General features: G+C 56.9%; 23 protein-coding genes. 9 read left to right on the top strand and 14 right to left on the bottom strand.

Going from position 1 to position 26,217, the window contains the following annotated elements; genetic code table 11:
• Positions 1-344: 344 nt before the first annotated feature.
• From trbJ to EQV90_RS18935, 5 genes are all read left to right on the top strand, one after another.
• Positions 345-1,187, top strand: a complete 843-nt coding sequence (trbJ, locus tag EQV90_RS18955) for a P-type conjugative transfer protein TrbJ (protein ID WP_228389590.1) — start codon at positions 345-347, stop codon at positions 1,185-1,187.
• A 2-nt stretch (positions 1,188-1,189) separates the two neighbouring features.
• Complete coding sequence (locus EQV90_RS18950) at positions 1,190-1,375, top strand: hypothetical protein (protein ID WP_010655625.1); 186 nt, start codon at positions 1,190-1,192, stop codon at positions 1,373-1,375.
• A 2-nt stretch (positions 1,376-1,377) separates the two neighbouring features.
• On the top strand, positions 1,378-2,991 hold the full coding sequence (gene trbL, locus EQV90_RS18945; protein WP_010655624.1) for a P-type conjugative transfer protein TrbL: 1,614 nt from the start codon (positions 1,378-1,380) through the stop codon (positions 2,989-2,991).
• 2 nt (positions 2,992-2,993) lie between these two features.
• Entirely contained in the window at positions 2,994-3,314 is a 321-nt protein-coding gene (locus tag EQV90_RS18940) for a hypothetical protein (RefSeq protein WP_010655623.1), read from the top strand.
• 344 nt (positions 3,315-3,658) lie between these two features.
• Positions 3,659-4,441 carry a hypothetical protein gene (locus EQV90_RS18935; protein ID WP_010655622.1) on the top strand — a complete coding sequence of 261 codons (783 nt, stop codon included), beginning with the start codon at positions 3,659-3,661 and terminating at the stop codon, positions 4,439-4,441.
• Between the two features lie 226 nt (positions 4,442-4,667).
• On the opposite strand, the gene EQV90_RS18930 is transcribed toward EQV90_RS18935, so the two are convergent.
• Together EQV90_RS18930 and EQV90_RS18925 are read right to left on the bottom strand one after the other, a co-directional pair.
• Positions 4,668-5,990 carry a hypothetical protein gene (locus EQV90_RS18930; protein ID WP_010655621.1) on the bottom strand — a complete coding sequence of 441 codons (1,323 nt, stop codon included), beginning with the start codon at positions 5,988-5,990 and terminating at the stop codon, positions 4,668-4,670.
• A 114-nt stretch (positions 5,991-6,104) separates the two neighbouring features.
• Positions 6,105-6,326 carry an AlpA family phage regulatory protein gene (locus tag EQV90_RS18925; RefSeq protein WP_010655620.1) on the bottom strand — a complete coding sequence of 74 codons (222 nt, stop codon included), beginning with the start codon at positions 6,324-6,326 and terminating at the stop codon, positions 6,105-6,107.
• A gap of 353 nt (positions 6,327-6,679) precedes the next feature.
• Between EQV90_RS18925 and EQV90_RS18920 the strand changes: the two genes are divergently transcribed.
• Entirely contained in the window at positions 6,680-7,423 is a 744-nt protein-coding gene (locus EQV90_RS18920; protein ID WP_228389589.1) for a hypothetical protein, read from the top strand.
• A 69-nt stretch (positions 7,424-7,492) separates the two neighbouring features.
• Here the strand turns inward: EQV90_RS18920 and EQV90_RS18915 are convergent, their stop codons facing one another.
• The 5 genes from EQV90_RS18915 to EQV90_RS18895 form a co-directional block, all read right to left on the bottom strand.
• Positions 7,493-8,701: a site-specific integrase gene (locus tag EQV90_RS18915; protein ID WP_010655618.1), complete on the bottom strand. Its 1,209-nt coding sequence runs from the start codon at positions 8,699-8,701 to the stop codon at positions 7,493-7,495.
• Positions 8,702-9,009: 308 nt separating this feature from the next.
• Positions 9,010-10,587, bottom strand: coding sequence for a glutamine-hydrolyzing GMP synthase (gene guaA / locus EQV90_RS18910; protein ID WP_003443331.1), 1,578 nt, complete (start codon positions 10,585-10,587; stop codon positions 9,010-9,012).
• 103 nt (positions 10,588-10,690) lie between these two features.
• A complete protein-coding gene (gene guaB / locus EQV90_RS18905) occupies positions 10,691-12,160 on the bottom strand; it encodes an IMP dehydrogenase (RefSeq protein ID WP_003443333.1) in 1,470 nt (489 codons plus the stop codon).
• 240 nt (positions 12,161-12,400) lie between these two features.
• On the bottom strand, positions 12,401-12,949 hold the full coding sequence (locus tag EQV90_RS18900; protein ID WP_003443334.1) for a hypothetical protein: 549 nt from the start codon (positions 12,947-12,949) through the stop codon (positions 12,401-12,403).
• A gap of 177 nt (positions 12,950-13,126) precedes the next feature.
• Positions 13,127-13,873 carry a sulfite exporter TauE/SafE family protein gene (locus EQV90_RS18895; RefSeq protein WP_003443335.1) on the bottom strand — a complete coding sequence of 249 codons (747 nt, stop codon included), beginning with the start codon at positions 13,871-13,873 and terminating at the stop codon, positions 13,127-13,129.
• A 79-nt stretch (positions 13,874-13,952) separates the two neighbouring features.
• Between EQV90_RS18895 and xseA the strand changes: the two genes are divergently transcribed.
• The 3 genes from xseA to leuA all read left to right on the top strand — a co-directional run bounded on the left by xseA (position 13,953) and on the right by leuA (position 18,185).
• Positions 13,953-15,332: an exodeoxyribonuclease VII large subunit gene (gene xseA, locus EQV90_RS18890; protein ID WP_003443336.1), complete on the top strand. Its 1,380-nt coding sequence runs from the start codon at positions 13,953-13,955 to the stop codon at positions 15,330-15,332.
• A gap of 3 nt (positions 15,333-15,335) precedes the next feature.
• Positions 15,336-16,160, top strand: a complete 825-nt coding sequence (locus tag EQV90_RS18885; RefSeq protein ID WP_003443337.1) for a peptidoglycan DD-metalloendopeptidase family protein — start codon at positions 15,336-15,338, stop codon at positions 16,158-16,160.
• 345 nt (positions 16,161-16,505) lie between these two features.
• Positions 16,506-18,185: a 2-isopropylmalate synthase gene (gene leuA, locus EQV90_RS18880; RefSeq protein ID WP_003443338.1), complete on the top strand. Its 1,680-nt coding sequence runs from the start codon at positions 16,506-16,508 to the stop codon at positions 18,183-18,185.
• A gap of 126 nt (positions 18,186-18,311) precedes the next feature.
• Here the strand turns inward: leuA and EQV90_RS18875 are convergent, their stop codons facing one another.
• The 7 genes from EQV90_RS18875 to ispG all read right to left on the bottom strand — a co-directional run bounded on the left by EQV90_RS18875 (position 18,312) and on the right by ispG (position 26,217).
• The gene (locus EQV90_RS18875; protein ID WP_003443339.1) at positions 18,312-19,103 is read right to left on the bottom strand and encodes an amidohydrolase; all 792 of its coding nucleotides are present in this window, start codon (positions 19,101-19,103) and stop codon (positions 18,312-18,314) included.
• Positions 19,091-20,239, bottom strand: coding sequence for a pyridoxal phosphate-dependent aminotransferase (locus EQV90_RS18870; RefSeq protein ID WP_010655615.1), 1,149 nt, complete (start codon positions 20,237-20,239; stop codon positions 19,091-19,093). Before EQV90_RS18870 ends, EQV90_RS18875 begins: the two co-directional genes overlap by 13 nt.
• Before the next feature lie 122 nt (positions 20,240-20,361).
• Positions 20,362-21,831: a ribosome biogenesis GTPase Der gene (der, locus tag EQV90_RS18865; protein ID WP_003443342.1), complete on the bottom strand. Its 1,470-nt coding sequence runs from the start codon at positions 21,829-21,831 to the stop codon at positions 20,362-20,364.
• 138 nt (positions 21,832-21,969) lie between these two features.
• Positions 21,970-23,121 (bottom strand): outer membrane protein assembly factor BamB, encoded by a 1,152-nt coding sequence (gene bamB / locus EQV90_RS18860; protein ID WP_029612229.1) that lies wholly within the window; start codon positions 23,119-23,121, stop codon positions 21,970-21,972.
• Complete coding sequence (locus tag EQV90_RS18855) at positions 23,114-23,755, bottom strand: tetratricopeptide repeat protein (protein WP_003443347.1); 642 nt, start codon at positions 23,753-23,755, stop codon at positions 23,114-23,116. Before EQV90_RS18855 ends, bamB begins: the two co-directional genes overlap by 8 nt.
• A gap of 40 nt (positions 23,756-23,795) precedes the next feature.
• Positions 23,796-25,085, bottom strand: a complete 1,290-nt coding sequence (gene hisS, locus EQV90_RS18850) for a histidine--tRNA ligase (protein WP_003443349.1) — start codon at positions 25,083-25,085, stop codon at positions 23,796-23,798.
• 22 nt (positions 25,086-25,107) lie between these two features.
• The gene (gene ispG, locus EQV90_RS18845; protein WP_003443351.1) at positions 25,108-26,217 is read right to left on the bottom strand and encodes a flavodoxin-dependent (E)-4-hydroxy-3-methylbut-2-enyl-diphosphate synthase; all 1,110 of its coding nucleotides are present in this window, start codon (positions 26,215-26,217) and stop codon (positions 25,108-25,110) included.

The raw sequence follows: 26,217 nt of genomic DNA, 5'->3' as shown, positions 1-26,217 counted from the left end.
TCTTTTCGGTCACTTGTTTGACCGCCTGGATTTTGAATTCTTCGGGATATCGCTGGTTGCTCATGGCACCTCCTAATGGGCCTCATTTTAAGGCTTGGAGGTGTCTACGAAACTAGGGGCGATTCATTAAGCCTTTTCGGCTGTACATCTTTCAAGCGGCCGGAAGCACGCACTGCAAGTAGCAGCCGAATACTTGGTACATTCCAAGAAAGCCAGATTGAACAAATAATCGCCACGATTCGATCTTCCCCATGTCAACCTAATTAGCCAATCATTCCATCGATGCAACCGGCATGTCCAGGCACGATCAGGCACTGATCAAAGTGACTGATAGAGGCCGGAAAATGCACCAAAAAATCATAACGTCCATCGTCGGTAAAACGCCGCTAGCGACAACTCCCCTGCACAGAACGACCGTTTCACCCGCTCGAAAACTCCGTCGGCAGGCGGCCTATGGTGCCAAAATTGCCGTAGTCGCCTTTTTCGGATTGGCAATATACATCGCCCCACCACCGGCTTACGCCATCTATTGCTCGAACTGCTCGACGCTCTATCAGCAGATGTTCGAGTACGTCGAGGCCGTTAATACCGCCTTGAACACCGCCGAGACATTACAGACGCAGATTCAGCAGTATCAGAACATGGTCACTCAGGGCACCGGCTTGCCCAGCTCAATGTTCGGCAGCATCGCGGCCGATCTTAAAAACGTTGCAAACATCTACAACCGCTCGCAGTCCCTAGGCCGCCAGATCCAGAATATGGACTCGCAGTTCAACACCGTGTTTCCTGGTTTTCAGTCCTATCTAAATCAAGCTGCAAACTCGGCGGAAGTACCGGCGCGTGAGCGCTATCAGAAGTGGTCAGAGCAAAACCACGACAGCGTAAAAGCGGCCCTAAAAGCGGCCAACCTAAACACCAGCACTTTCGAGTCTGAGGATACCCAGCTCGATCACATGGTTGCTCGCTCACAGTCGGCCGTGGGCCGGATGCAAGCTATTCAGGCTGGCAACGAGATAGCCTCTCGAAACGTGCAGCAGTTGCAAAAACTGCGCGATCTACTGGCCACGCAAATAAACATGCAAGGCAACTATATGGCTCAACAGGGCGACCGAAAGGCTGCTAGCGAAGCCGCCGAGCAAAAGTTTGAGGCTCGTAAAAACAACTGGGGGCCCTCCGAGGATTTCTAACCATGTTCATATCCAAAAATCTGATCGCTGGGCTATGCATCGTCTCTGCTCTTAGTGGTGCTGTTCTGTCCGGATTCATTGTTTCTATCCACACCGATTGCGGGGCTGTTGAGCGTTCGATGCAATCACACACGGATAAAAACTTTGAAGCACGGAAAAACAACTGGGGCCCGCCTGAGGATTTCTAACTATGCAACGCTCAATATTTATAGCACTCGCTAGTGCAATACTCTTGCTTTCGGCCAGTAGCGCGATGGCAGCAGGAGACGTAACTCAAAGCAATGAAATGAACGGGCTTTTGAGGCTGCTCTATCAAGCAGCAAGTGAATGGTCAGCACGGCTACAGGGTTATGCACTCAAACTACTGGCATCTCTCGCTCTCATCCAATTGGTTTGGACGTTCATGCCTTTAGTGATGAAACAAGCCGACTTAGGGGAAGTTTTCGGCGAGCTGATCCGCTTCTTTATGGTCATTGGCTTTTTCTATGCGGTCATTGAGCATTCCGTGCCATGGGCGACTGCGGTAGTGGACAGTTTCCGAGAAGCCGCGGGCACGGCTAGCGGTTTGGGCCGTGCGCTTCAGCCAGGTGATATGTTCGCGGTGGCTGTCAACTTCTCACGCACCATCGTAGAAGGCATTTCACTTTTCTCTCCGGGTAAAGCAATTCTTATCGCGCTTGTTGGTTGCTTGGTTTTACTGTGCTTCGCCTTTATTGCGGCATTCATGTTTGTGACGCTTGTAGAGTCGTACGTCATCATTAATGCCTCCGTACTGTTCTTCGGTTTCGGTGGTTCGCAATGGACACGCGATTTTGCAATTGCACCACTCCGCTTCGTTGTTGCAGTAGGTGCCAAGTTGTTCGTCTTAACCTTGATCGTAGGAATTATTGTCACGTCGGCTAAGTCCTGGTTAACGGCTTATACCAATGACGAAGCATCTCTGATGACATTGGCAGGTTTGGCTTTGGTATGCGCTTACCTGACCAAGACTATTCCCGAACTGATTGGCGGGATGATCAGCGGCACGTCAATGGGTGGAGGTTCGGCCATCGGTGGAATGGCAGCGGCTGGCGCTGCCGGTGCTGCTGCCGCAGTTGCCACCATCGCCACGGCCGGTGCCGCTGCGCCCGCCGCCGCTGGTGCGCTTGGCGCTGCCGGTGGTGGTGGTGCAAGTGCCGCAGGGGCGGCTGGTAGCGGAGGATTGGCTGGCTCTATTAACTCCAGCTTTGCCGGTGCGGCAAACTCCGGCATCGGTGCAGCGGCTTCAATGGGCAACGCCGCGTCCTCTGGAGTGGGTGCCAGCACTGGTGGCGGTGCAGCCATCAAAGTCTCTACATCAGCAGGGTCGAGCGTAGGTGGCAGTACAGCTAAAGCGACGCCCAGCCCTGCCCAGCCACCTAACAGCGGCGTGCAGCAGGCCGCCAAGCAGGCTGGAAAGGTAGTGCAAGACAACGACGACAAAGACAAACAACAAGAGACTCCAAAAAGGGGTAGTGAAGTGTCGGGAAATCCCTTTTTTCAAGCGGCTAATGAAGGTGCGAAGGTGCTCGGGGTGATGGCTTCATTGGCTGTACCGGGCATGGAGAACGCGCACGGCCTATCCCTTGGTGCTGGATCAACCCCACCTTCAAATAGCGAGGCCAATTCGGCCGCTCCAAACAGCGGCGGAGAGTTAGCCGCTGATTCCGAGCTGGGGGATTCCAACGTGATCCGTCCTGCCTCAGACGCAAGCTCTACTAATGGTCGCTTATCCTCGCTGAGTGTGCCGGGTACGGCCTCAAACGACGAAAAAACGGAGAAATAGTCATGATGGGCTTTCTGATGTTCGCTGGATTCGTAGTATTCGCCTTTACGTTCGCCATTGGCATGTGGGCACTAGGCCGGTGGCTGCGACGCAAAGGTTACGGGCCGCAGCTAGATAAGCTGGATCGGCAGTACACGGCGTTGCAGCTTCGCGTTAGCCCGCTCGCAATGTCCGCTTCATATCGCATGTTTGTCGGGACAAAGGCTCTAAATCGCCTACCTTTGCTGGGCAGCAAGACTAACGCGAACTTGAACCAGCAAGTTTTGATAGCCATCCAGGCCGCGCAGCAATCACAGCAGCACGAACACCCTGCCAATCGCTAATCACTACTCTGCCCACAGACAACCCCGCCCAAGTGCGGGGTTTTGTTTGCTTACTGTAGATTAAGCAAGCGTCTGCGTTTTTTCTGTCGTCGAGGGCGGTAGAGCAACCTCTTACGGATCGTAATTTCGGCACGATTCGTGAGATAAGTAGACCGAATTTTGTGAAAGGACGCTCAAGATCAATGCTTTCGTACATTGCCACTTACCTGCTTTTCGCCTGCATGCTCGCGGTCCTGGACCGTTTCAGTGATCGCCCATTGTTCATCCGGACTCACCTCAAGCATTTGCCATGGAAGCTTAACTACAACTTCAGATGGTGGAGAACCCAAGAGTAATGTGCGGCAATGATCCAGTTATCAATTGCCGGGCTGTTCTTCCTCTTGTTTTGGAACGCTCTCGGAGGGGCAAAGGGTACCCTTGTAGCGCAAGGTCTGTTTTTATTGATTTGCATGAGCTCGTCTGTACTTTCTATAAAGCAGTTTCAGTTGATAAAAAGATTTAAGGCTCACGTGTGGTGGATGACAGGCCTAGCAGCCTTGGGAACAGTTGCACTGAGCATCATAGCAAGTGCGTATGCAGATTCATTGATAGTCAACTGGACCCGCATCGATGCCGCACAGTTTCCTCTTGCCCAAAAGGCGTTATCCGCCTTAATCCTTATAGCGCTATGGGGTTACGTCGCGACCGTCCTGATCAGCTTAAGCGTAGGGATTGTTGCTTTTTCAATGACCGTGACACACCCCGCTTTCATGCTGGAAACCAAGAAAAAGCACTTGAAGTTCAAAAGTTGGGACCAGTACAAGCCCGGTTTGGAGCAACGAAGACATTCCAGGCTGCTGGTGACCGTTTGGAGCGGGGCAGCTTTTACTGTGGCCATCCTGTTGAATTCTTGGGTATCTATCCTGGGGCACGCAGAAGAAGGCCTCCAGGACGTAATGATCTTTGCCTCATTTCACCTCCATCCTGAAGACTGTGGAGTTCAGGGTAAAACAGCAGACACCTGGGCTGCCCTTGTCGCCGAAGGTCGAACAGTGATCGCGACACCTGCCGCTAACGGTTACTCGTACGAAACCATGGGGTGCAAAATACAGGCCGTAAAGCTCGCTAATGCAGTACAGGAGCATTGACGAAGCTTCACCACGAAGGGGTTATCGAACTGGGCGTGCTGAGCGGGAGCACGAAGCTACACATGCGTCTAGCGAAACCTGGAGCCCCTCTACGTTAGTAATACGCACGTACTTTGAACACCTTTCAGTCCCCCACTACGACGCCTAAATTCCCTCTGGATCAGAGCTGACGGATTCCCCTCAACCGCACTGGGGCTTCGCCATTAGTAATACGGACGGACTTGTCTCACTGTATTTCCCCCTCGGTACCCGTTGCTTTAAAATGTAATGCGCATGCACCTGTCTCAACCGGTGGAACGGCTGGCTTACCAGCGCGATACCAGCTCGCACGGCTCATTCCAAGGAACTCCCAAGGCTTCCGGCGGCTCAATGAGGCGTTTTCATAGCTCTGACGGTCTGTGGCGCCGGCAGCGCGCCTACGGATCTCGTGGCGCTTCCTATCACGCTCTCGGGCCATCTCCGAGCTGATAATAGTCTTGAGTTGCCATTGCTCATCTGTAGTGATCCCAAACAGGTTAATGAGGGTGTCGTTCTTGGGGGTGTATAGCGGTGGATAGTCCTTACCTCCGAAACTGACCCTTTCCCCCGACTCGTAGGCTTTGGCTTTGCTGAACAACGTCATCAGCTCTTTAGATCGGCTATTCCATTGTGGATCTAGCTCGCGAGCCAGCGCTGAGGCTTCGTGATACATCTGCTTGCTGTTGGTCGCGCCGGAAAGTAGCAGGAAGTTCAAGCGCCAAAACAGGTGTTGCATCCGGCAGCCTTCGTTGACACCGCCGCGCAGCTCGGCGAGCTTGCGCAGGTCTTCGAGCCGGTCCCACGCAAGCTGGCGGCCGGAAAATCCGCGGAGATTGTGAGCTTTACCGCCAGGCACCAAAAGGAAGGGCTTAGGCTTGGGTTTGACCCGCTCGGCCTGTTCCTGCCGCTGCTGCTCTATTGCCCAGCGGGCAGTTGGTAGCAGGGCCTCGGCCAGATACTCGAAGTTATAGCGGACCGGCTGGTCATCAGTGTCGTTCGTGACGTGAACAACGCGACAGACTTCGCCACTCTTGCTGTTGACTGTCTGGATGGTTCGCAGAACTCGGCTTGCGTCTTTGGCCATCGGATCGGCACCGACGTGTGCGAGGCGATCCACTAGGTAGCGTTGGCACGCATTCCAGCGGGGCAATCCCTGACGCGGGATAGTACCGTCGAGTAGCCATTTCGCTTGGATACCCCGGCCGCTGTAAATCAGTACGGACGGTGCTGGCAATCCTTCTTCAGTGCAGAAATACAGCACCGACATCGCCAGTTGGTCAGGCGTGCGACCGGCGAGAGCCGGTACGCGGTAGGTATCAAGATCGGTGAACAACAGCCCCAACCGGGCAAGGTTCACGACACGCCGGTTGGGCCGGATGAACTCTGCCTGTGACATCCATGTGTCGCGGGTTTTATCCACCAAATTGAGAATTGCGGGCATGTCCGCTAACCGGTGGGAGGACTGGCGTTTTTCGCCACGTACGTCAACCAACAGCGAGAAAAATCCGCTCCTATTGCTGTCGTGGTACATCTGCGCCTCGTCCTGAGAACTGAACAGCGCAAGCTGTGAACATTGGTGTCGACCGCAAGCAGTTCTAGCATGCTGCTGCGACATGGGCCCTGCGTCGGGCCCGATCTGCACCGCTCAGGCTCCAACTCCGGGCCTGGGCGCTGGGCCGGAATCTTTACATGCGTCAATCCATTCTTCGACTTCAGCCAAATCCCAGACGACTTTGCGACTGCTGATCGCAATGCGGCGTGGGAACTTACCTTTGATTTCAAAGTTGTAGATCGTCCGCTCACACAGCGGGATCATCGCTAGTAGCGTCTTTTTATCGATAAGCGTTCTGTTGGTTGATACCTGCATACCCTTGCCTCAATCAGTCACATTGAATGTGTGCCTGATCGTGCCCGGACGTGCCACTTGCTTCGACGAGATGATTGGCTAAAATGGTTGACATGAAAAATAGATCAGCAATCGCCATCTGCAAGGGATGTGACCCAAACGTCGCAGATGCTATTCGACGGTTTCGGGATTGCTGGGAGCCGTACTCTGCAGCATCGAAGCGATACCCTATCGCCCGACTGGTAGAAGAACTTATCGACCCAGCCGTAGCTACGTATACGGCAACGCTCCCCCCGCTTCATCGGGGGCACATACCGGGAGCCGGCTCAGGCGTAGCCTTCAGCAAAATCATGCGATTGGTAGGTATTGAGGCCATGCTCCGCGTACAACGCCAATTGCTGAGAGCTTTTGTCTTAACAGAAGACAATCAGTCCAAAGGAGACCGACGATATACCGCTACACTCGAAACGTTGATAGAGCTGGTATGGGCATGCAAACGCAAGCAACCGGCGAATAGAAAAGTTCGTGGCGGCGGTGTGAATGGTCAACGCTCAAGAGGTTTTTGTAGATTTTGCGGCGCCCTTGCGGAGCTGACTTCATTCGCCGAATCGGCAAATGCAGAGGGCAAACGCGGGATGGATGAAGATTTACGCATGAGCAAAATGCGAGGAATAGATGAAGAGTTACGCCTGAGCAATCTGTACTGCGAGGCCCATCGCCCCAAATTGCCGGATAAAACGTGGAATCCCGCGTACAGAAAGGCGAAACGATCTATAGCACAATTCGACCTCGAATTAGCCAGAGTCAGCCGACAATGCGCCTCGCGAGGTACTCCGCAAGCGAAATCAGGTGACGAGCTGGTTGACAGCTACATACACAACTACATGCTTGGCCAAACGTTAACGCTAGGAGAGGAAGCAGAGTTGCGGGACCTAGCGCGGCTTATGGTGGACTCAAGGTTATCCGACAGAAAAAAACAAATACTCATGCTCCTACGGCTTGGTTTCAATCAATCAGAGATTGCCCGCAGACTGGGTGTCGAACGCCAAGCGGTATCAAAAGCCATTGCCTCAATTCCAGAAATATTTTGCTTGAATCAGCCACAACGATCCCGTTAGTGGTTCGTTTTACTGTCAACCAAAACACACAATCAATAACAGTTCACGCGGCAGAGCCAGACTCTTAAATCAAACCTTCGCCCGTGGTTTTTTTAGCGTCCATTCGTCAATCATATCTGCCCAATCCTGCAACATCGCCCGACGCTGATCGCGGTATTCAGCCTTGTTGTAAACGGCGCGTACGCCCTTCTGCTCGTGTGCAAGGCACTTCTCAATCCAGTCTGAGTTGTAACCCGCCTCATGCAGCAGTGTGCTTGCTGTGCGCCTCAAATCGTGCGGTCCGAACTTGCTCAGCGGCTGCCCTTCTTTCTGCGCAAGCCGGTAGGTCAGCGTCAGCACCTGATTGATCGTCGCGGTGCTCATTGGCAAATCAGAATCGTAACGGGAGGGAAAGACGTAATCTGAACCACCGGCAAAGGTTTTCAACGCAATGAAGAAATCCAAAGCCTGCTGAGATAAGAACACCAAATGGGGGTTGCGGCGCTTCATCCGCTCTTTCGGAATGGTCCACAAGGCTTCGCTGAAATTGATTTCGTTCCATGTCGCGTTGGTCAACTCACTTTTACGAACCATGGTCAGCAACAATAACTTAGCGGCCACCCTCACGGAGGAGGCGGTGCCGATGCGGTCCAGGTACTGATACATCAACGCGATTTCGTCAGGCCCTAAAGCGCGGTCACGTGGCTCGAATTTAGCGATGCTTGCAGAACGGACCAGATCAGCCGGGTTCTCGACCTTCTGGCCACGCTCAATAGCCCATCGGAACACCTGCATCACAATCTCGCGGGAGTGCACGGCCGTAGCTGGAGCTCCACGCTCCACGATTGCATCAGTCAGCGTTCGCAGATCCTCATGATTGATTTCCACCAGTTTCTGATTACCGAATTGGGGCTTTAGCTCGCGCTCGTAAACAGATCGGCGCATGTCACGGGTCGAGTCAGCCATCTGATACCCACGCAGCCACTTCTCAGCCCACGCATCAAACGTCTCTGCTCCTTTGGTGCGTGCCTTGGCACGGGCTTTCTCTTTGGCAGGCGACTTACCCGCCGAAACCATCTTTTTTGCCTCGCCCAGGCGCTCTCTGGCTTCCGCAAGTGTGATGCCACCCACGCCATAACGACCGAACGTGATGGTTTCCTGACGGCCGTTGATTGAGTAATTGTAGCGAAATGAGATGGAGCCGGCAGCAGTGACGGCCACGTACAGCCCGTCGCGGTCGTTCACCTTGTAGAGTTTTTCTTTCGGTTTGAGGTTACGCAGCTTGGTATCGGTCAACATAGCAGTTATGGATTCCATGGAAAAAATACCATGCTCAGAAAAACACTCATGCACCACGTTAAAACCCAATGAAACCGGGGGTGATGAGGAATTTGATACCATGCCCTTCCCTACTAAGGCGACATGGTATCGAGCACTAAGCATGGCATTTAGCTCAGTCAATGCCCCGTACAATGCCACATAAACACGGTGCTTGGCGATGCACAAAGCTGCCAGAATTTGCCAGACCCAAAAAGCCAAAAGCCCGCAATTACGCGGGCTCCAGGGCATTTCTTGCTAGATGGTGCCGGTCAGTGCCGGACGTCCAATCATTCCCACTCAATCGTTGCCGGCGGCTTGCTCGACACGTCGTAAGTAACGCGGGAGATGCCTTCGATTTCGTTGATGATGCGACCGCTGACGGTTTCAAGCAGCTCGTAAGGCAGGTGTGCCCAACGCGCGGTCATGAAGTCGATGGTTTCAACGGCACGCAGGGCTACAACCCAGGCGTAACGACGGCCATCACCTACCACGCCAACCGATTTCACCGGCTGGAACACCACGAATGCCTGGCTGACTTTGTGATACCAGTCGGCCTTGCGCAGCTCTTCGATGAAGATGTGGTCAGCACGACGCAGAATGTCGGCGTATTCCTTCTTCACTTCACCCAGGATGCGCACGCCCAGACCCGGGCCCGGGAACGGGTGACGGTAGACCATGTCGTACGGCAGGCCGAGTTCCAGACCCAGACGGCGGACTTCGTCCTTGAACAGTTCGCGCAGAGGCTCGACCAGTTTGAGGTTCATCTCGTCCGGCAGGCCGCCCACGTTGTGGTGCGACTTGATGACGTGAGCCTTGCCGCTTTTGGCGCCAGCCGACTCGATCACGTCCGGGTAGATGGTGCCCTGGGCCAGGTACTTGATGTTGTCCAGCTTGCAGGATTCGGCATCGAACACGTCGATGAAGGTACGGCCGATGATCTTGCGCTTTTTCTCCGGATCGCTTTCGCCAGCCAGGTTGTTCAGGAACTGGTCCGCCGCGTTGGCGCGGATCACTTTAACGCCCATGTTCTCGGCGAACATGGCCATTACCTGCTCACCTTCGTGCAAACGCAGCAAGCCGTTGTCCACGAATACGCAGGTCAGCTGATCGCCGATCGCCTTGTGCAGCAATGCCGCCACCACCGAAGAGTCAACGCCGCCGGACAGGCCGAGCAATACGTTGTCAGTGCCGACCTGGGCGCGGATGTTGGCGATTGCGTCTTCAGCGATTTTCGACGGCGTCCACAGGGCTTCGCAGCCGCAGATGTCGAGGATAAAGCGCGACAGGATGCGGCCGCCTTGCTTGGTGTGGGTCACTTCCGGGTGGAACTGCACGCCGTAGTAGCCGCGGGCATCGTTGAACATGCCGGCAATCGGGCAGCTCGGGGTGCTGGCCAGAATGTGGAAGTCGGATGGCATTCTGGTGACCTTGTCACCGTGGCTCATCCACACATCCAGACCGAACAGGCCGTCAGCGTCGATGTGGTCTTCAATGCCGTCGAGCAGGCGGCTTTTGCCGACTACGTCTACGCGGGCGTAACCGAACTCGCGCAGCTCGGAACCTTCAACCTTGCCGCCCAGTTGCTCGGCCATGGTCTGCATGCCGTAGCAGATACCGAAAACCGGTACGCCCAGGTCAAACACGGCTTGTGGCGCGCGCGGGCTGTCGGCTTCGTGCACGGATTCCGGGCCACCGGCAAGGATGATGCCTTTAGGTGCGAATTCGCGGATCGCTGCGTCATCCATGTCGAACGGGTGCAGTTCGCAGTAAACGCCGATTTCGCGCACGCGACGGGCGATCAGCTGGGTGTACTGGGAACCGAAGTCCAGAATCAGGATACGGTGAGCGTGAATGTCGAGGGCCATGACAAAATCTCGATTAATTTCAGAAACGACACGGGGCTGAATCAAACAGCCCCGGTGACTTAATTCGTATCGCACCCGGGTTTTGACCCGGATGCGATCACTATCAACTTACGCGATAGTTTGGCGCTTCCTTGGTGATCTGCACGTCGTGGACGTGGGATTCAGCCATACCGGCGCCGGTGATGCGTACAAACTCGGGCTTGGTGCGCATTTGTTCGATGTCGGCACAGCCGGTGTAACCCATCGAAGAACGCAGACCGCCCATCAGTTGGTGTACAATTGCGGTCAAAGAACCTTTGTACGCCACGCGACCTTCGATGCCTTCCGGCACCAGCTTCTCGGCACCCGCAGAGGAGTCCTGGAAGTAACGGTCGGAGGAACCCTGGGATTGCGACATCGCACCCAGCGAACCCATACCGCGGTAGGCCTTGTACGAACGGCCCTGGTACAGCTCGATTTCGCCCGGTGCTTCTTCAGTACCGGCAAACATCGAACCCATCATCACGCAGGATGCACCGGCGACGATGGCCTTGGACAGGTCACCCGAGAAGCGGATGCCGCCGTCGGCGATCAATGGTACACCGCTGCCTTCAAGGGCTGCGGCTACATTGGCAATGGCACTGATTTGCGGCACGCCGACACCGGCAACGATACGGGTGGTGCAGATCGAACCAGGACCGATACCGACCTTGACCGCATCGGCACCGGCTTCAGCCAGGGCCAGGGCAGCAGCGCCAGTGGCGATGTTGCCGCCAATTACCTGTACTTCAGGAAAGGTTTGCTTGACCCAGCGAACACGGTCGATCACGCCTTTGGAGTGGCCGTGCGCGGTGTCGACAACCACTACGTCAACGCCTGCAGCCACGAGGGCGGCAACACGGTCGGCGGTGTCTTTACCGGTTCCCACTGCCGCGCCTACACGCAGACGACCCTGGTCGTCCTTGCTGGCCAGCGGGTAAGCCTTGGCTTTTTCGATGTCGTTGACGGTCATCATGCCTTTAAGGGCAAATTTGTCGTCGACGATCAGTACGCGCTCGATGCGGTGCTTGTGCAACAGCTCGCGGGCTTCGTTCTTGTCGGCGCCTTCCTTGACCGTGACCAGACGCTCTTTAGGCGTCATCACTTCACGAACGGTGGCTTCCAGACGGTTTTCGAAACGCACGTCACGGGACGTCACTATGCCGACCAGGTCGCCATTGTGCAGTACAGGAACGCCGGAGATGTTGTGCAGGCGGGTCAGTTCGAACAGTTCGCGAACAGTGGCATCGGCTTCGATAGTGATGGGTTCTTTAACCACACCGGCTTCGTAGCGCTTCACTTTGCGCACTTCGTGAGCTTGCTGCTCGATGGTCATGTTCTTGTGGATGATGCCGATACCGCCTTCCTGAGCCATGGCGATTGCCAGACGGGCTTCAGTCACGGTGTCCATTGCAGCGGAAACCAGAGGAATATTCAGTTCAATGCCACGGGTCAAACGAGTCTTAAGGCTGACTTCGTTCGGGAGAACCTCGGAATAACCGGGGACGAGAAGGATGTCATCGAATGTGAGTGCTTCTTGGCTGATACGCAGCATCGCTGGGGCTCCCGAGCGGGAAAATGGAAGCGCGTTATTGTACTCAAAACACCTTCATCTCTCAACGGAAACCTTTAGAGAGTTTTGCGCTAAAGGCCATGATTTATTGACTCCCAGGGCAGATTCCAGATGATAGTGCGGCCTTGATTCCTGCAGGAGCCGGCTTGCCGGCGATTCAGACGGCCCGGCGGGCAGAGCCAGCTCAGCGATGCTATCGCTGGCAAGTCAGCTCCCACACCTTCAGAGCTCGACCTTGACCCACGCCACCGGCTGGTCGAGCCAGTCGGCGAATTCGTCGAGGAAGCTCTGTTTGAAGCCCGCCTCGGCCCAGTTGTTGAAAATGAAGCCCAGATTGGAGAATGCGCACGGCTGCAGGAACAGAAAACCGTTGATGTCATCTTCATGGGCGCACAGCGGACAAATGAAGTTGTCGGTTCGGCCCGGCATCCACTCTTCCAGGCTTTCGAACAGCGCTTCACCGACTTCCTTGCGGCATTCGGCACAGCCTGCCTCTTCGAGAAACCCCTTGGCCGGGGTGTAGATGCAGCGCTTGGTGATGATTTCCAGACCATTGACCGGCTGACCGAACGGCAACGCTTCAGGGTGCAGCACCACACTGGCGGCGCCCGGCGCGATGGCGTAGGCCATACGGCTGCCGCCGCGGCCACAGGTGCTCAGCTCTTGCTCAATGATGTTCTTGCGCACCAGCCAGCGCACGATGGCCCGGGCCCGGGGTTCGTGAACCGGCAAGGTGGATATTCTGGGAACGATGATGCTTTGCGAATTCATGGGTACGGCACATGTACGTGAGATGGAAGCAGCACACATAACCTGCGGGAGCCGGGCTAGCCCGCGATGGCACCATCGCGCTCAAGCCATAAACCGGGCAATTTTTTGCATCGCCGGCAAGCCAGCTCCCACAGGAGATAGCGTTTGGTGCGCAGCTTAATGCCTCACCGTGGCAGGTCAAGCACTCAGATAACGCGCAATCAACGCAATCCCGCTGGCCAGTACCAGCCATGTGACCAGCCGCACAAAGGCTTCGCGAGACAATTTGCGGGTCAATCGGCGACCGATCCACAAGCCCAGCGCCATCGCCGGTAACAGACAAGCGGCAAGCAACAGCAGCGCACCATCGGCATAGACGCCAGCAATCACAAACAGGCCCAGGCGCACCATTGTGCTGCAACTGATCAACGCACTTTGCGTTGCCCGCGCAGCATCCTTGGGCAAGCGCGCATTGAGATACAGCGCGTATAGAAAGCCGCCACTGCCAAACAACGCACCAAACAGACCGCCCGTAATACCGGTGGGAATCGCCCAGCCTGCAGCTACCCGACCCGGGCGTACCGTCACTGCCAGGCTATAAATCGCATAGGCGGTAATGAAAATGCCCATCAACAGCAGCAACAGATCTGACTTCAGATTGAGCAAAAACACTACCCCGACCGTGCAGCCCAGCGCCATGCACGGCAACAATCGCAACAATTCGGGGCGGGCTACATCACGTCGCGCGGGTAGCCAGTTGCCAAAGGCCGCGACAAAATCAAGCAGTACCAGCAACGGGATGATTTTCGATAACGGCAGGCACAGGATCAAAATCGGTCCGGCCACCAACGCCGTGCCAAACCCCGCGACTCCGAACACGATATAGGCCAGAGCAATGCCCAGCTCGATCAACACCCACTCGGCACCGGTAAAAGGCAAGTCCATGGCTTTTCATCCTTGTTTTAGTGGCGCGACTTTAACCAGACAGGTGCAGTGATAACAATCCACCCTTATGATGGCGCGCATGATTAAAGATCCTTTTGCACGACTCAACCTCGACCGAGAAGTCCTGACTGTCAGCCAGCTCAATGGCCGGGCGCGGGTCTTGCTCGAAGACGTGTTCAGCAACATCTGGGTAGAGGGCGAAATCTCCAACCTCGCCCGCCCGGCCTCCGGCCATGTTTACTTCACCCTCAAAGACAGCGGCGCCCAAGTGCGCTGTGCACTGTTTCGCAACAACGCAGCCCGGGTGCGCCAGGCACTCAAGGATGGCCTGGCAGTAAAGGTGCGCGGCAAGGTCTCGCTGTTTGAAGGCCGCGGTGATTACCAGTTGATCCTCGATACGGTTGAGCCGGCTGGCGATGGCGCTCTGCGACTGGCCTTCGATGCACTGAAAGAAAAACTCGGCGCCGAAGGCCTGTTCAGTGCCGAGCGCAAGGTGCCCTTGCCGGCTCATCCGCAACGGATCGGAATTATCAGCTCACCTACCGGAGCGGTGATTCGCGACATCATCAGCGTGTTCCGCCGCCGCGCGCCGCAAGTTGAGCTGACCCTGATTCCCACCGCGGTACAGGGCCGAGAAGCCACGGCGCAAATTGTCCGGGCACTCAAGTTAGCCGATGCCCGGGGGTTCGACGCGCTGATCCTGGCCCGTGGCGGCGGCTCGCTGGAAGACCTGTGGTGTTTTAACGAAGAAGCCGTGGCCCGCGCCGTGGATGCCTGTGTCACCCCTATCGTCAGTGCGATCGGGCACGAAACCGATGTTTCGATCAGCGACTTTGTCGCCGACGTGCGCGCGCCAACGCCATCGGCTGCCGCGGAGTTGCTGGCCCCGGACTCCAGCGACCTGCAACGGCGTATCGACAGCCTGCATCGACGTCTGGTGATGCGTATCCGCGACCGCTTGATGCGTGACCGCCTGCGCCTGGATGGTCTGGCCCGCCGCCTGCGCCACCCGGGCGAGCGGCTGCGCCAGCAGGCCCAGCGCCTGGATGACCTGGACATGCGCATGCGCCGCGCCTTTGAGCGCAGCCTCAATACCCGTCGCGAACGCTTGATCCGGCTCGAAACGCGGCTGGCAGCGCAGCATCCAGGCCGGCAACTGGCCCTGTTGCGCCAGCGCCTGGACAGCCTGGCCGAGCGCTTGCAACGGGCCATGGGTGAAGGCCTCAAAAGCCGGCGCCTGCAACTGCAAAGCCAGATCCAGACCTTGCATGTGGTGAGCCCGCTGGCCACCCTGGGCCGGGGTTACAGCATCTTGCTGGATGAACGCGGCAACGCCATCCGCAGCGCCACACAAACCCGTCCCGGCCAGCGCTTGCAGGCCAGGCTGGGCGAAGGCCAGTTGCTTGTACGCGTGGAGGACAACCACCTCACGCCTGTCACCCTTTCATTACTGGATTGATCGATGCCGCGTTTTCTCTCTGCACTATTGCTGCTGTGTCTGACCTGTAACGCTCACGCAGCCGACAGCTACATCACCCGCTTGCTGAACAAGCCGGTACCGGGCGGAGTTGCCGTCATTGAACTGGGCACCGGCGCCCAGCCCCCCAAGGCCAGCTATCAAGGCAAGCCGGTGCTGGTGGTCAAGGAGCAAGACACATGGCGAGCGATCGTCGGTATCCCCTTGACCGTAAAGCCCGGCCCCCAGCAGATCAGCTCCGCCGGACGTGACCTGAGTTTCACGGTCGGCAGCAAGAAATACCCTGAACAGCGCATTACCCTGAAGAACAAGCGCCAGGTCAATCCGAACCCGGATGACATCAAGCGTATCGACAACGAACTGGCAGTGCAGCTCAAGGCGTACCGCACGTTCAGCCCCAATACTCCGAGCAACCTGTTGCTGGACAAACCGGTCAACGGGCCGCTGTCGAGCAAGTTCGGCGTGCGTCGCTTCTTCAACGGCGAAGAACGCAATCCCCATGCGGGACTGGACTTCGCTGTGCCCGCAGGCACCCCGATCAAGACCCCTGCCGCTGGCAAAGTGATTCTGATCGGCAATTACTTCTTCAACGGCAACACCGTCTTTGTTGACCATGGCCAGGGGTTTATCAGCATGTTCTGCCATATGTCGAAGATCGACACCAAGGTGGGCCAGCAATTGGCACGGGGTGATGTGGTGGGCAAAGTGGGCTCGACCGGACGCGCTACCGGTCCGCACATGCACTGGAATGTCAGCCTGAACGATGCCCGGGTCGATCCGGCGATTTTCATTGGTGCGTTCCAACCCTGATCCGGCCCTTGCAAGAGGCGGCTGCTCGCAGCATCAGACGCCTTACAGTCGCCAACCCGCGCAATAATAATTACCACAGCGATAAGTAACCGCAATAAATGCTCGAATATTGACCATATTCGAGCAGTTCTCTCAATGTTTTTTCGTCGCTTGCCATCTTCCAGCCCAATGGTTAGGGTTGAAGTCATGAAAACCTCTCACACCCTCATTCTGCTTCGTCAACACCGCAGCCTTTGCCTCGTCAGCGCACGACTGCAAAGCTAATCGCGGTGCCTCGCCCTTGTGCTTTGTATTTCTTCGGCTGGCCGCCTCTTGATAGTCGGCAAGCAAAATAAGGATTGCCTGATGACCATGCTCAAAGACCCTTCTTCCAAGTACCGCGCCTTCCCGGTCATTGATTTGCCTGACCGTACCTGGCCATCGAAAACCATCACCAGCGCGCCAATCTGGTGCAGCTCCGACCTGCGCGACGGCAACCAGTCGCTGATCGAGCCGATGGATGCGGTAAAGAAGCTGCGCTTCTGGAAGACCCTGGTCAGTGTTGGCGTTAAAGAGATTGAGGCTTCGTTCCCGGCCGCATCCCAGACCGACTTCGACTTCGTGCGCAGCTTGATCGAAGACGGCCACATCCCGGACGACACCACTATTCAGGTGCTGACCCAGGGCCGTGAAGACTTGATTGCCCGCACCTTTGAATCCCTGCGCGGGGCGAAAAAGGCCATCGTTCATTTGTACAACGCGACTTGCCCGGCGTTCCGCCGCATCGTGTTCAACCAGGACAAGGAAGGCATCAAAGAGATCGCCGTCAGCGCTGCCAAGCTGTTCGTCAAATATGCCGCTCAGCAGCCTGAAACCCACTGGACGTTCGAGTACTCGCCCGAAACCTTCAGCGCCACCGAACTGGAGTTCGCCAAGGAAGTCTGTGACGCAGTGATCGAGGTCTGGAACCCGACGCCCGAGCACAAGATGATCCTCAACTTGCCTGCCACCGTTGAGTGCGCCACTCCGAACATCTATGCCGACCAGATCGAATGGTTCGGCCGTCATATCAATCGCCGTGACAGCGTGCTGATCAGCCTGCACACCCACAATGACCGCGGCACCGGCGTTGCCGCTACCGAGCTGGGCTTGATGGCCGGGGCTGATCGGGTTGAAGGCTGCCTGTTCGGCAATGGCGAACGTACCGGTAACGTCGACCTGGTGACTGTGGCCCTGAACATGTACACCCAGGGTCTGAACCCCGGGCTGGACTTCTCGGACATCGATGGCGTGCGCAAGGTCGTCGAAGAGTGCAACCAGATCCCGGTCCACCCGCGTCACCCCTATGTGGGCGATCTGGTGCACACCGCGTTCTCCGGCTCGCACCAGGATGCGATTCGCAAAGGCTTCTCTCAGCAAAAACCGGATGCCTTGTGGGAAGTTCCATACCTGCCGATCGATCCGGCTGACATTGGCCGCAGCTACGAAGCCGTGATCCGGGTTAACAGCCAGTCAGGCAAAGGCGGTATTGCTTACCTGCTGGAGCAGGAATACGGCATCAGCTTGCCGCGCCGGATGCAGATCGAGTTCAGCCAGGTGGTTCAGCGCGAAACCGACCGCCTGGGTCTGGAGATGACTGCCCAGCAGATCCACAGCTTGTTGCACAGCGAATATCTGCAGGCCAACACCCCTTACGCACTGGTCAGCCACAAGCTGCAGGAAGAGAACGGCCATAGCGCGGTAGAAGTTGAAATCTCTGCCAAGGGCGCTGGCGAGACCAACCTGCGCTGGAGCGGCAAAGGCAACGGCGCGCTGGAAGCGCTGGTGGCAGGGCTGCCGGTGAAAGCCGAGATCATGGACTACAACGAGCACGCTATCGGCGCTGGTACCAATGCCAAGGCAGCGGCCTATATCGAGTTGCGAGTCAATGGTGAGCGTGCCGTGCACGGTGTGGGCATTGATGAAAACATCACCACCGCCAGCTTCAAGGCCCTGTTCAGCGCCCTGAACCGCTCGCTGAGTGAAGCAGAAGCCAAGGCTGCTTAAAGCCGCCGGCCTGAAACGCAAAAGCCCCCAAGGTGTAAAGACCTTGGGGGCTTTTTTGTGCCGGATGTTCAACCTTCTACAGGAGCGAGCTTTTCCATGCGCAGAGCTCGCTCCTGCAGGTGCCGTTTAGTGCAGGTCGAAGGTATCCGCATCCAGATAGGCCGGGAAGCGCTCGCGGTAGGCCGCCAGCTCACCCGCCGTCAGGCATACCTGAAATACCCCGTCCGCTTCGCCGGCACTGAGCAGCGACTCGCCCTGAAAGTCAAAGACATGGCTGTCACCGGTATAAACCATGCCCTTGCCGTCTGTCCCCACCCGGTTAACCGCCGCCACATAACACAGGTTCTCGATGGCACGCGCTGGCAGTAACCGGTTCCAGTGCAGCCGTCGCGCACCCGGCCAACTGGCTGTATACAGCAGCAGATCGGTATCGTGGGGGTCGCAACTCCACACCGGAAAGCGCAGGTCGTAACAAATCAGCGGGCGAACACGCCAGCCCTTCACTTCGAATTGAACCTGACGCTCACCCGGCGTGAAGTGCTCGTGCTCACCGGCCATGCGAAACAAGTGACGCTTGTCGTAGTGCAGCACCTCGCCATCCGGGCGTGCCCACAACAGCCGATTGCGATGGCTGCCGTCAGCGGCCCGCACAATCACGCTGCCTGTGACCACCGCATCGAGATCCTTGGCCCGGGCCTGCAACCACTTGCTGGTGGGACCGTGCTCGGGCTCCGCCAGGGTTTTGGACTCCATGCTGAAGCCGGTTGTGAACATTTCGGGCAAGACCACCAGGTCTGCCCCCCGCGCCTGTTCGAGCAACTCGTCAAAGTGCGCAAAATTGGCCTCGCGATCGTGCCAGGCCAATGTGGTCTGCACCAGGGCAACGGTTAAATCGGGTAACCCACTTAGATCACGCATAGTTTTTCTGCTGCTGCACGCAGCGTCTCCTCGCGTTTGGCAAAACACAGGCGGACCAGACGCTGCCCTGGGGGCGGGGTCTGGTAGAACACCGAAACCGGAATTGACGCCACCCCGTGTTCACGGGTCAGCCATAGGGCCATGTCGACGTCATTGAGGTCCGGACGAATAAGGGAATAGTCCACCAACTGGAAATAGGTCCCGGCCACCGGCTTAAAGGTAAAGCGCGACGGGCTTAACAGATCACAAAACAGGTCGCGCTTTGCCTGGTAAAACGCCGGCAGCTCTTCAACATGCTCGGGGTGGGCCTCCATGAAGTCGGCCAGTGCGTACTGCAAAGGGGTAACTCCGCAGAAGCTGACGTACTGATGGACCTTGCGCAGCTCTGCCGTCAGGGCCGCTGGCGCCACCACGTAGCCAGTTTTCCAGCCGGTGACGTGATAGGTCTTGCCGAAGGAACTGACAACGAAGGCCCGATGGTACAGCTCGGGATGGGACAAAACACTGACATGGGGCACGCCATCGAACACCAGATGCTCATACACCTCATCGCTGATGATGTAGATATCGCGGTCCGCAATCAGCGCAGCCAACTGGTCCAGCTCGGCCCGGCTGATCAGGGCGCCGCTAGGATTATGCGGGCTGTTGAGGATGATCATGCGAGTGCGGGGCGTCAGTGCGTCTTCGAGCTTCTGCCAGTCGATGGAGAAATCAGCCAGCCCCAGTTGCACATGCACACAACGGCCACCGGCCAGCTCGACAGAAGGCTCGTAGCTGTCGTAGCACGGGTCAAACACAATGACCTCGTCACCGGGGTGAATCACCGCCTGAATCGCACAGAAGATGGCCTGGGTGGCACCGGGGGTGATGGTTACCTCGCTGTCGGCATCGACTTGCACAGCGTAACTACGGGCAATTTTCGCCGCGACCTGCACCCGCAAGGCAGGCAAGCCGGTCATGGGCGAGTATTGATTGTGGCCACTGGCGATGTGATGTCCCACCGCATCGCGCAAGGCTTGCGGGCCATCGAAGTCAGGAAACCCCTGAGACAGGTTGAGCGCGCCGGTTTCAGTCGCGAGCTGCGACATGCGCGTGAAAATAGTGGTGCCGACATTCGGCAACTTGCTGGTAATCATGGCCGTTCCCTGTGATGTTCCCGGCTCTGACTACGGCACAGGACCGATCGAGGATAGCCCAAACCCCAGACACGAAAAAGGGCCGATCAAGGCCCTTTTTCGTTGCGACAAGAGGTTGCGGATCAGCGCTTGTCTTTGCGCTTCTTCTCGGCTTTCTTGTGGTGCGACATCATGCGGCGCTTCTTGTTGACCTGACGGTCGGTCAGCGAGTTCTTGTTGGCTTCGTACGGATTCTCGCCACCTTTGAACTCGATGCGGATCGGCGTACCGACCAGCTTCAAGACACGACGGTAGGTGTTTTCGAGATAACGGACGTAAGACTTTGGAACCTTCTCGACCTGGTTACCGTGGATCACAATAATCGGCGGGTTGGCACCACCCAGGTGGGCATAGCGCAACTTGATCCGGCGGTTGTTGACCATCGGCGGCGCGTGCTCGCCAACTGCGTCTTCCAGGATCTGGGTCAGACGGTTGGTCGGCCAGCGTGTAACCGCTGACTTGAAGGAGTTCTGCACCGACTGGTACAGGTTACCTACGCCCGTGCCGTGCAGCGCCGAGATGAAGTGGATGTCGGCGAAGTCGACAAAGAACAGGCGACGGGTCAGTTCGACCTTGACGAACTCGCGCTCGCTCGGCGTCATGCCGTCCCACTTGTTGATCGCGATGACCAGAGCCCGACCGGCCTCCAGCGCAAAGCCCAACAGGTTGAGGTCGTGGTCGACCACGCCTTCGCGGGCATCCATCACAAAGATCACCACGTTGGCGTCTTTGATGGCCTGCAGGGTTTTGACCACGGAGAATTTTTCTACTTCTTCGTGGATCTTGCCGCGCTTGCGCACACCCGCGGTGTCGATCAGCGTGTACTTCTCGTCGTTACGCTCGAACGGGATGTAGATACTGTCGCGCGTGGTGCCCGGCTCGTCATAAACGATAACCCGGTCTTCACCCAGCATGCGGTTGACCAGCGTTGATTTACCAACGTTAGGCCGACCGATGATGGCGATCTTGATCCCGTCTTTTTCGCTCGGGCCCGGGATGCGCTTGGCTTCCTGACCTTCAAGAACGACTTCGGCTTCGCCTTCTTCTTCCTCTTCCGGATCTTTCGGGAAGTCGCTCAGGGCGATTTCCAGCATCTGGGTGATACCACGACCATGGGCACCGGCGATCGGAATCGCATGGCCCATACCCAAGGGGGCAAATTCTGCACGCGCCAATTCAGGATCGATGTTGTCGACCTTGTTGGCGACAACATACGAGCGTTTGTTACGTTTGCGAAGGTGTTCGCCAATCATCTGGTCAGCGGCTGTGAAACCCGCTTTTGCATCTACCAGGAACAGAACGACGTCAGCTTCTTCGATAGCCAGCAGCGACTGCTCGGCCATCTTTTCGTCCATACCGTGCTCGTCACCGGAGATACCGCCGGTGTCGACCAGAATGTAGGAACGCCCTTGCCACTTGGCCTCACCGTATTGGCGATCACGGGTCAGACCGGACAAGTCGCCGACGATGGCGTCGCGAGTCCTGGTCAGGCGGTTGAACAAGGTGGACTTGCCGACGTTAGGTCGGCCCACCAGGGCGATTACGGGAACCATGCGGCTCTCCACTTCGTTATTTCAGAAAATACAAAAGCCGCTGCAAGGCAGCGGCCAGAGTTCGGAACAGCACAAATGTGCCGCAAGCCTTGCCAGGGCAAGGCTGCCTGAGACCCTAGAGCCTCAAGCATAGACGCCTTAGCGAATGGTCAGGGCTTCCAGTTTGCCGCTGTTACCAAACACGTAAATCATGTCACCGACCACCAGCGGACGCGCCCGAAGACCATCACTGTCTATGCGGGTACGGCCCACGAAACGACCATCGACCTGGCTTAGCAGGTGCAGATAGCCTTCCATGTCACCGACTGCCACATAGCTGGAGAAGACTTCCGGAGCCGACAATTGACGGCGGGCCAGAGCGTCGTTGCTCCATAGTGCAGTGGTCGAACGTTCATCGATGGCTTCAACAGTACCGGACGCCAGACTGACGTAGACGTTACCAAAACCTTGTGCGACACCTGCATAACTGGAAGCATCACGCTGCCAGAGCACGCGGCCGGATTCCATCTCCAGTGCTGCCATGCGGCCCTGGTAGCTGGCAACATACAGCGTGCCACCGGACAGCAGCAGACCACCGTCGATATCGACGATACGCTCGAGTTCCGAACGGCCTTGCGGGATGGCAACACGTTGCTCCCACACCGGCACGCCGTTTCGAGTATCAAGGGCAACGATTTTACCGGTCGAAAGACCGGCAATTGCCAGGTGGTTGGTTACCAGCGGTGCACCGGTACCACGCAAGGTCAGAACACCCGGCGTGCTGTCGTAGATCCAGCGCTGGTCACCGGTTGAAGCATCCAGACCTACCAGATGGTCGTCCTGGGTTTGCACCACGACGATGTCACCGTTGGTCTGTGGTGGAGCAAGCACTTCGCTGTTAACACGAGAGCGCCATTTTTCTTCACCCGTGCTGGCGTCCAGGGCTACTACGTCACCTTGCAAGGTACCGAGCATCACCAGGCCATAGCCAACACCTACGGCGCCAGAAACAGGCAGTTCGAGGTCTTTCTTCCACTGAACGTCGCCGTTCATGCGGTCCAAGGACATCACTACACCGGTCACGTCAGCCGCGTAGATGGTATTACCTTCAACAGCCGGAACCAGCATGTTGTAGGTCTTACCCTGACCGTCACCGATCGAGCGATCCCACTGCTTTTGCAGAACGACTTCTTCTTTGAAGTCAGTCAGCTCGGCTGGCGGAAGTTCTTTTTTGCTGTTGCTGCTGCAACCCGCGGCCAAAATGACCAGAGCCAGCAATGCCGCATGTTTCCAACGCATCACTTCACGCATCTCCTTTGGCCAGGTCGTCGAGCTTGATTTGTAAGCCACCGACAGCCGCTTCATCGGAGAGCGCTGCTTTGGCTTTTTCGTAGGCGCTGCGTGCGTCGTCAGTGCGACCCTGCTGAACCAGCAAGTCGCCCTTCAGCTCTTCACGGCTGGCCAGGAATGCCTTGTCGGAATCGACTTCGAGCAACTTCAGGGCATCGTCAACTTTGCCCTGGGCTGCCAGAACCTGAGCCAGACGCTGACGCGCCACTTCACCCAGGGTCGAATTCGCCGGTTTGTCGACAATGATTTTCAGCTCGGTGGCGGCGTCATCAAGCTTGCCGTTGTCCACTGCAACCTTGGCTACAAAAAGACCGCCAAACTGTGCGTAGGCCGTACCTGCGTATTCGTTTTTCAACTTGCTGGCCAGATCCGCCACACGGGCCACATCGGGCTGACCGTCAGGCGTGAGGGTGGCCTCAAGCAATTGCTGGTAGAGCATCGACGCGCCTTGCGACTGATTGCTCTGATATTTGTGCCAAAGCTGCCAGCCAGCCACTACCACCAGTGCCAGCAGGGCGCCAGTAACCAGGGGTTTGCCGTTACGCTGCCACCAGTCTTTCAACTCGCCCAGCTGATCATCATCGTTACTCGACACCCCAACACTCCTTATTCGCTAATTCGGCTGTTTTACAGCTTCAACCCTGCACGATGCAGGTGGCCAAGTGCTCGGCAAGAGCATCCCAGGCAATCGTTTGTTGTTCGCCCTGGCCACGCAGGGGTTTGACGCCTACTACTTGCTGGGCCAATTCGTCGTCACCCAGGATCAGTGCATACAGCGCACCGCTCTTGTCGGCCTTCTTGAACTGGCTTTTGAAGCTGCCAGCGCCGGCATTGATCTGCAAGCGCAGGTTTGGCAGTTGATCACGAACACCTTCGCTCAACGTCAGGGCAGCCAGTTCAGCAGCCTCACCGAAAGCACACAGGTAAACATCAACCTGACGTGCGATTTCTGCCGGGACTTGCTCAAGGGTTTCGAGCAGCAGGATCAAGCGCTCGATACCCATTGCAAAACCAACGCCCGTGGTGGGCTTGCCACCCATCTGTTCGACCAGACCGTCATAACGACCACCGGCACACACGGTGCCCTGGGCACCGAGTTTGTCAGTGACCCACTCAAATACGGTTTTGCTGTAGTAATCGAGCCCGCGAACCAGCTTGGGGTTGATCACGTAAGGAATCCCGGCAGCATCCAGGCGCGCCTTGAGGCCCTCAAAGTGCACACGGGACTCTTCGTCCAGGTAATCCACCAGCTTCGGGGCATCAACCAGAACCGCCTGGGTATCGGCGTTCTTGCTGTCGAGCACCCGCAGCGGGTTGGATTTCAAGCGACGCTGGCTGTCTTCGTCAAGCTCGCTCAGACGCGAGGACAGGTATTCGACCAGCGCGGCACGATAACGTGCACGGGCTTCGCTGGTGCCCAGGCTGTTGAGCTCAAGCGTGACCGCATCGCGGATACCCAGCTCGCCCCACAGGCGCCAGGTGAGCACGATCAGTTCGGCATCGATGTCCGGACCATCCAGGTTGAATACTTCAACCCCGATTTGATGGAACTGGCGATAGCGGCCTTTTTGCGGGCGCTCGTGGCGGAACATGGGGCCGATGTACCACAGCTTTTGAACCTGGCCACCACCGGTAATGCCGTGTTCCAGCACCGCACGTACGCAGGCAGCCGTACCTTCGGGACGCAAAGTCAGCGAATCGCCGTTGCGGTCTTCGAAGGTGTACATCTCTTTTTCGACGATATCGGTCACTTCACCGATCGAGCGCTTGAACAGCTCGGTGAATTCAACGATTGGCATGCGGATTTGCTTGTAACCGTAGTTATCCAGCAAACGCGAGACCGTGCTCTCAAAGTAGCGCCATAGAGGCGTCTGCTCAGGCAGGATGTCGTTCATGCCACGAATGGCTTGCAAAGACTTGCTCACAGAAAATCCTTTATTCGTTTGATTAGCCGCGCGCGATAACTGCTGCGTCAGCTTCGACCTTTTCGGCCGCTTTCTGCCGGATCAGCCTTTCGAGCTCATCCACCAGATTTTCATTCGTCAACTTCTGCGACGGCTTGCCGTCGATGTAAATCAGGTTCGGTGTACCGCCGGTCAAGCCCACATGGGCTTCTTTCGCCTCGCCGGGGCCGTTGACCACACAACCGATCACCGCCACATCCAGCGGTACCAGCAGGTCTTCAAGCCGCACTTCGAGTTCGTTCATGGTTTTCACCACGTCGAAATTCTGCCGCGAGCAGCTTGGACAGGCAATAAAGTTGATGCCACGCGAGCGCAGGTGCAGGGACTTGAGGATGTCGTAACCGACTTTTACTTCCTCGACCGGGTCTGCCGCCAGAGAGATGCGAATAGTATCGCCAATCCCTTCGGCGAGCAGCATACCTAGGCCCACGGCAGATTTCACTGTGCCTGAACGCAAACCGCCGGCTTCGGTGATACCTAAATGCAGCGGCTGGACGATTTCCTTGGCCAGCAAACGATAGGCTTCAACCGCCATGAATACGTCCGAGGCCTTTACGCTGACCTTGAAGTCCCTGAAATTCAGGCGTTCGAGGTGCTCAACGTGACGCAGTGCCGACTCAACCAGAGCAGCAGGGGTCGGCTCGCCGTATTTTTTTTGCAGGTCTTTTTCCAGCGAACCGGCGTTGACCCCGATACGGATCGGAATACCGCGATCACGGGCAGCATCAACCACTGCACGCACACGGTCTTCGCGACCGATGTTGCCCGGGTTGATCCGCAGGCAGTCCACACCCAGTTCGGCCACGCGCAAGGCGATTCGGTAATCGAAGTGGATATCGGCAACCAGGGGCACCTTGACCAGTTGCTTGATGCGACCAAAAGCTTCGGCTGCATCCATATCGGGCACGGAAATGCGCACGATATCGACGCCTGCGGCTTCCAGCCGGTTGATCTGGGCAACAGTCGCAGCCACGTCATTGGTGTCACTGTTGGTCATGCTCTGTACGGCAATAGGGGCATCGCCACCTACTGGCACCGAGCCAACCCAGATTTTTCGCGATTCGCGACGTTTGATTGGTGATTCGCCGTGCAT

The sequence above is a fragment of the Pseudomonas sp. TMW22089 genome (assembly GCF_022496645.1).
Classification (GTDB): domain Bacteria; phylum Pseudomonadota; class Gammaproteobacteria; order Pseudomonadales; family Pseudomonadaceae; genus Aquipseudomonas; species Aquipseudomonas paraversuta.
The sequence above is the reverse complement of the archived record's forward strand: the minus strand, read 5'-3'. Positions and strand labels throughout refer to the sequence as shown.

Bases quoted from the DNA above. Each gene is read 5' to 3' on its own strand.
- guaA (WP_003443331.1), bottom strand. From the start codon at position 10,587: ATGGCCCTCGACATTCACGCTCACCGTATCCTGATTCTGGACTTCGGT.
- der (WP_003443342.1), bottom strand. From the start codon at position 21,831: ATGGTTCCCGTAATCGCCCTGGTGGGCCGACCTAACGTCGGCAAGTCC.
- bamB (WP_029612229.1), bottom strand. From the start codon at position 23,121: ATGCGTGAAGTGATGCGTTGGAAACATGCGGCATTGCTGGCTCTGGTC.
- EQV90_RS18925 (WP_010655620.1), bottom strand. From the start codon at position 6,326: ATGCAGGTATCAACCAACAGAACGCTTATCGATAAAAAGACGCTACTA.
- EQV90_RS18935 (WP_010655622.1), top strand. From the start codon at position 3,659: ATGATCCAGTTATCAATTGCCGGGCTGTTCTTCCTCTTGTTTTGGAAC.
- trbL (WP_010655624.1), top strand. From the start codon at position 1,378: ATGCAACGCTCAATATTTATAGCACTCGCTAGTGCAATACTCTTGCTT.
- EQV90_RS18920 (WP_228389589.1), top strand. From the start codon at position 6,680: ATGCTCCGCGTACAACGCCAATTGCTGAGAGCTTTTGTCTTAACAGAA.
- EQV90_RS18900 (WP_003443334.1), bottom strand. From the start codon at position 12,949: ATGAATTCGCAAAGCATCATCGTTCCCAGAATATCCACCTTGCCGGTT.
- EQV90_RS18940 (WP_010655623.1), top strand. From the start codon at position 2,994: ATGATGGGCTTTCTGATGTTCGCTGGATTCGTAGTATTCGCCTTTACG.
- trbJ (WP_228389590.1), top strand. From the start codon at position 345: ATGCACCAAAAAATCATAACGTCCATCGTCGGTAAAACGCCGCTAGCG.
- EQV90_RS18930 (WP_010655621.1), bottom strand. From the start codon at position 5,990: ATGTACCACGACAGCAATAGGAGCGGATTTTTCTCGCTGTTGGTTGAC.
- EQV90_RS18950 (WP_010655625.1), top strand. From the start codon at position 1,190: ATGTTCATATCCAAAAATCTGATCGCTGGGCTATGCATCGTCTCTGCT.
- EQV90_RS18885 (WP_003443337.1), top strand. From the start codon at position 15,336: ATGCCGCGTTTTCTCTCTGCACTATTGCTGCTGTGTCTGACCTGTAAC.
- EQV90_RS18870 (WP_010655615.1), bottom strand. From the start codon at position 20,239: ATGATTACCAGCAAGTTGCCGAATGTCGGCACCACTATTTTCACGCGC.
- EQV90_RS18875 (WP_003443339.1), bottom strand. From the start codon at position 19,103: ATGCGTGATCTAAGTGGGTTACCCGATTTAACCGTTGCCCTGGTGCAG.
- xseA (WP_003443336.1), top strand. From the start codon at position 13,953: ATGATTAAAGATCCTTTTGCACGACTCAACCTCGACCGAGAAGTCCTG.
- EQV90_RS18895 (WP_003443335.1), bottom strand. From the start codon at position 13,873: ATGGACTTGCCTTTTACCGGTGCCGAGTGGGTGTTGATCGAGCTGGGC.
- ispG (WP_003443351.1), bottom strand. From the start codon at position 26,217: ATGCACGGCGAATCACCAATCAAACGTCGCGAATCGCGAAAAATCTGG.
- leuA (WP_003443338.1), top strand. From the start codon at position 16,506: ATGACCATGCTCAAAGACCCTTCTTCCAAGTACCGCGCCTTCCCGGTC.
- guaB (WP_003443333.1), bottom strand. From the start codon at position 12,160: ATGCTGCGTATCAGCCAAGAAGCACTCACATTCGATGACATCCTTCTC.
- EQV90_RS18915 (WP_010655618.1), bottom strand. From the start codon at position 8,701: ATGTTGACCGATACCAAGCTGCGTAACCTCAAACCGAAAGAAAAACTC.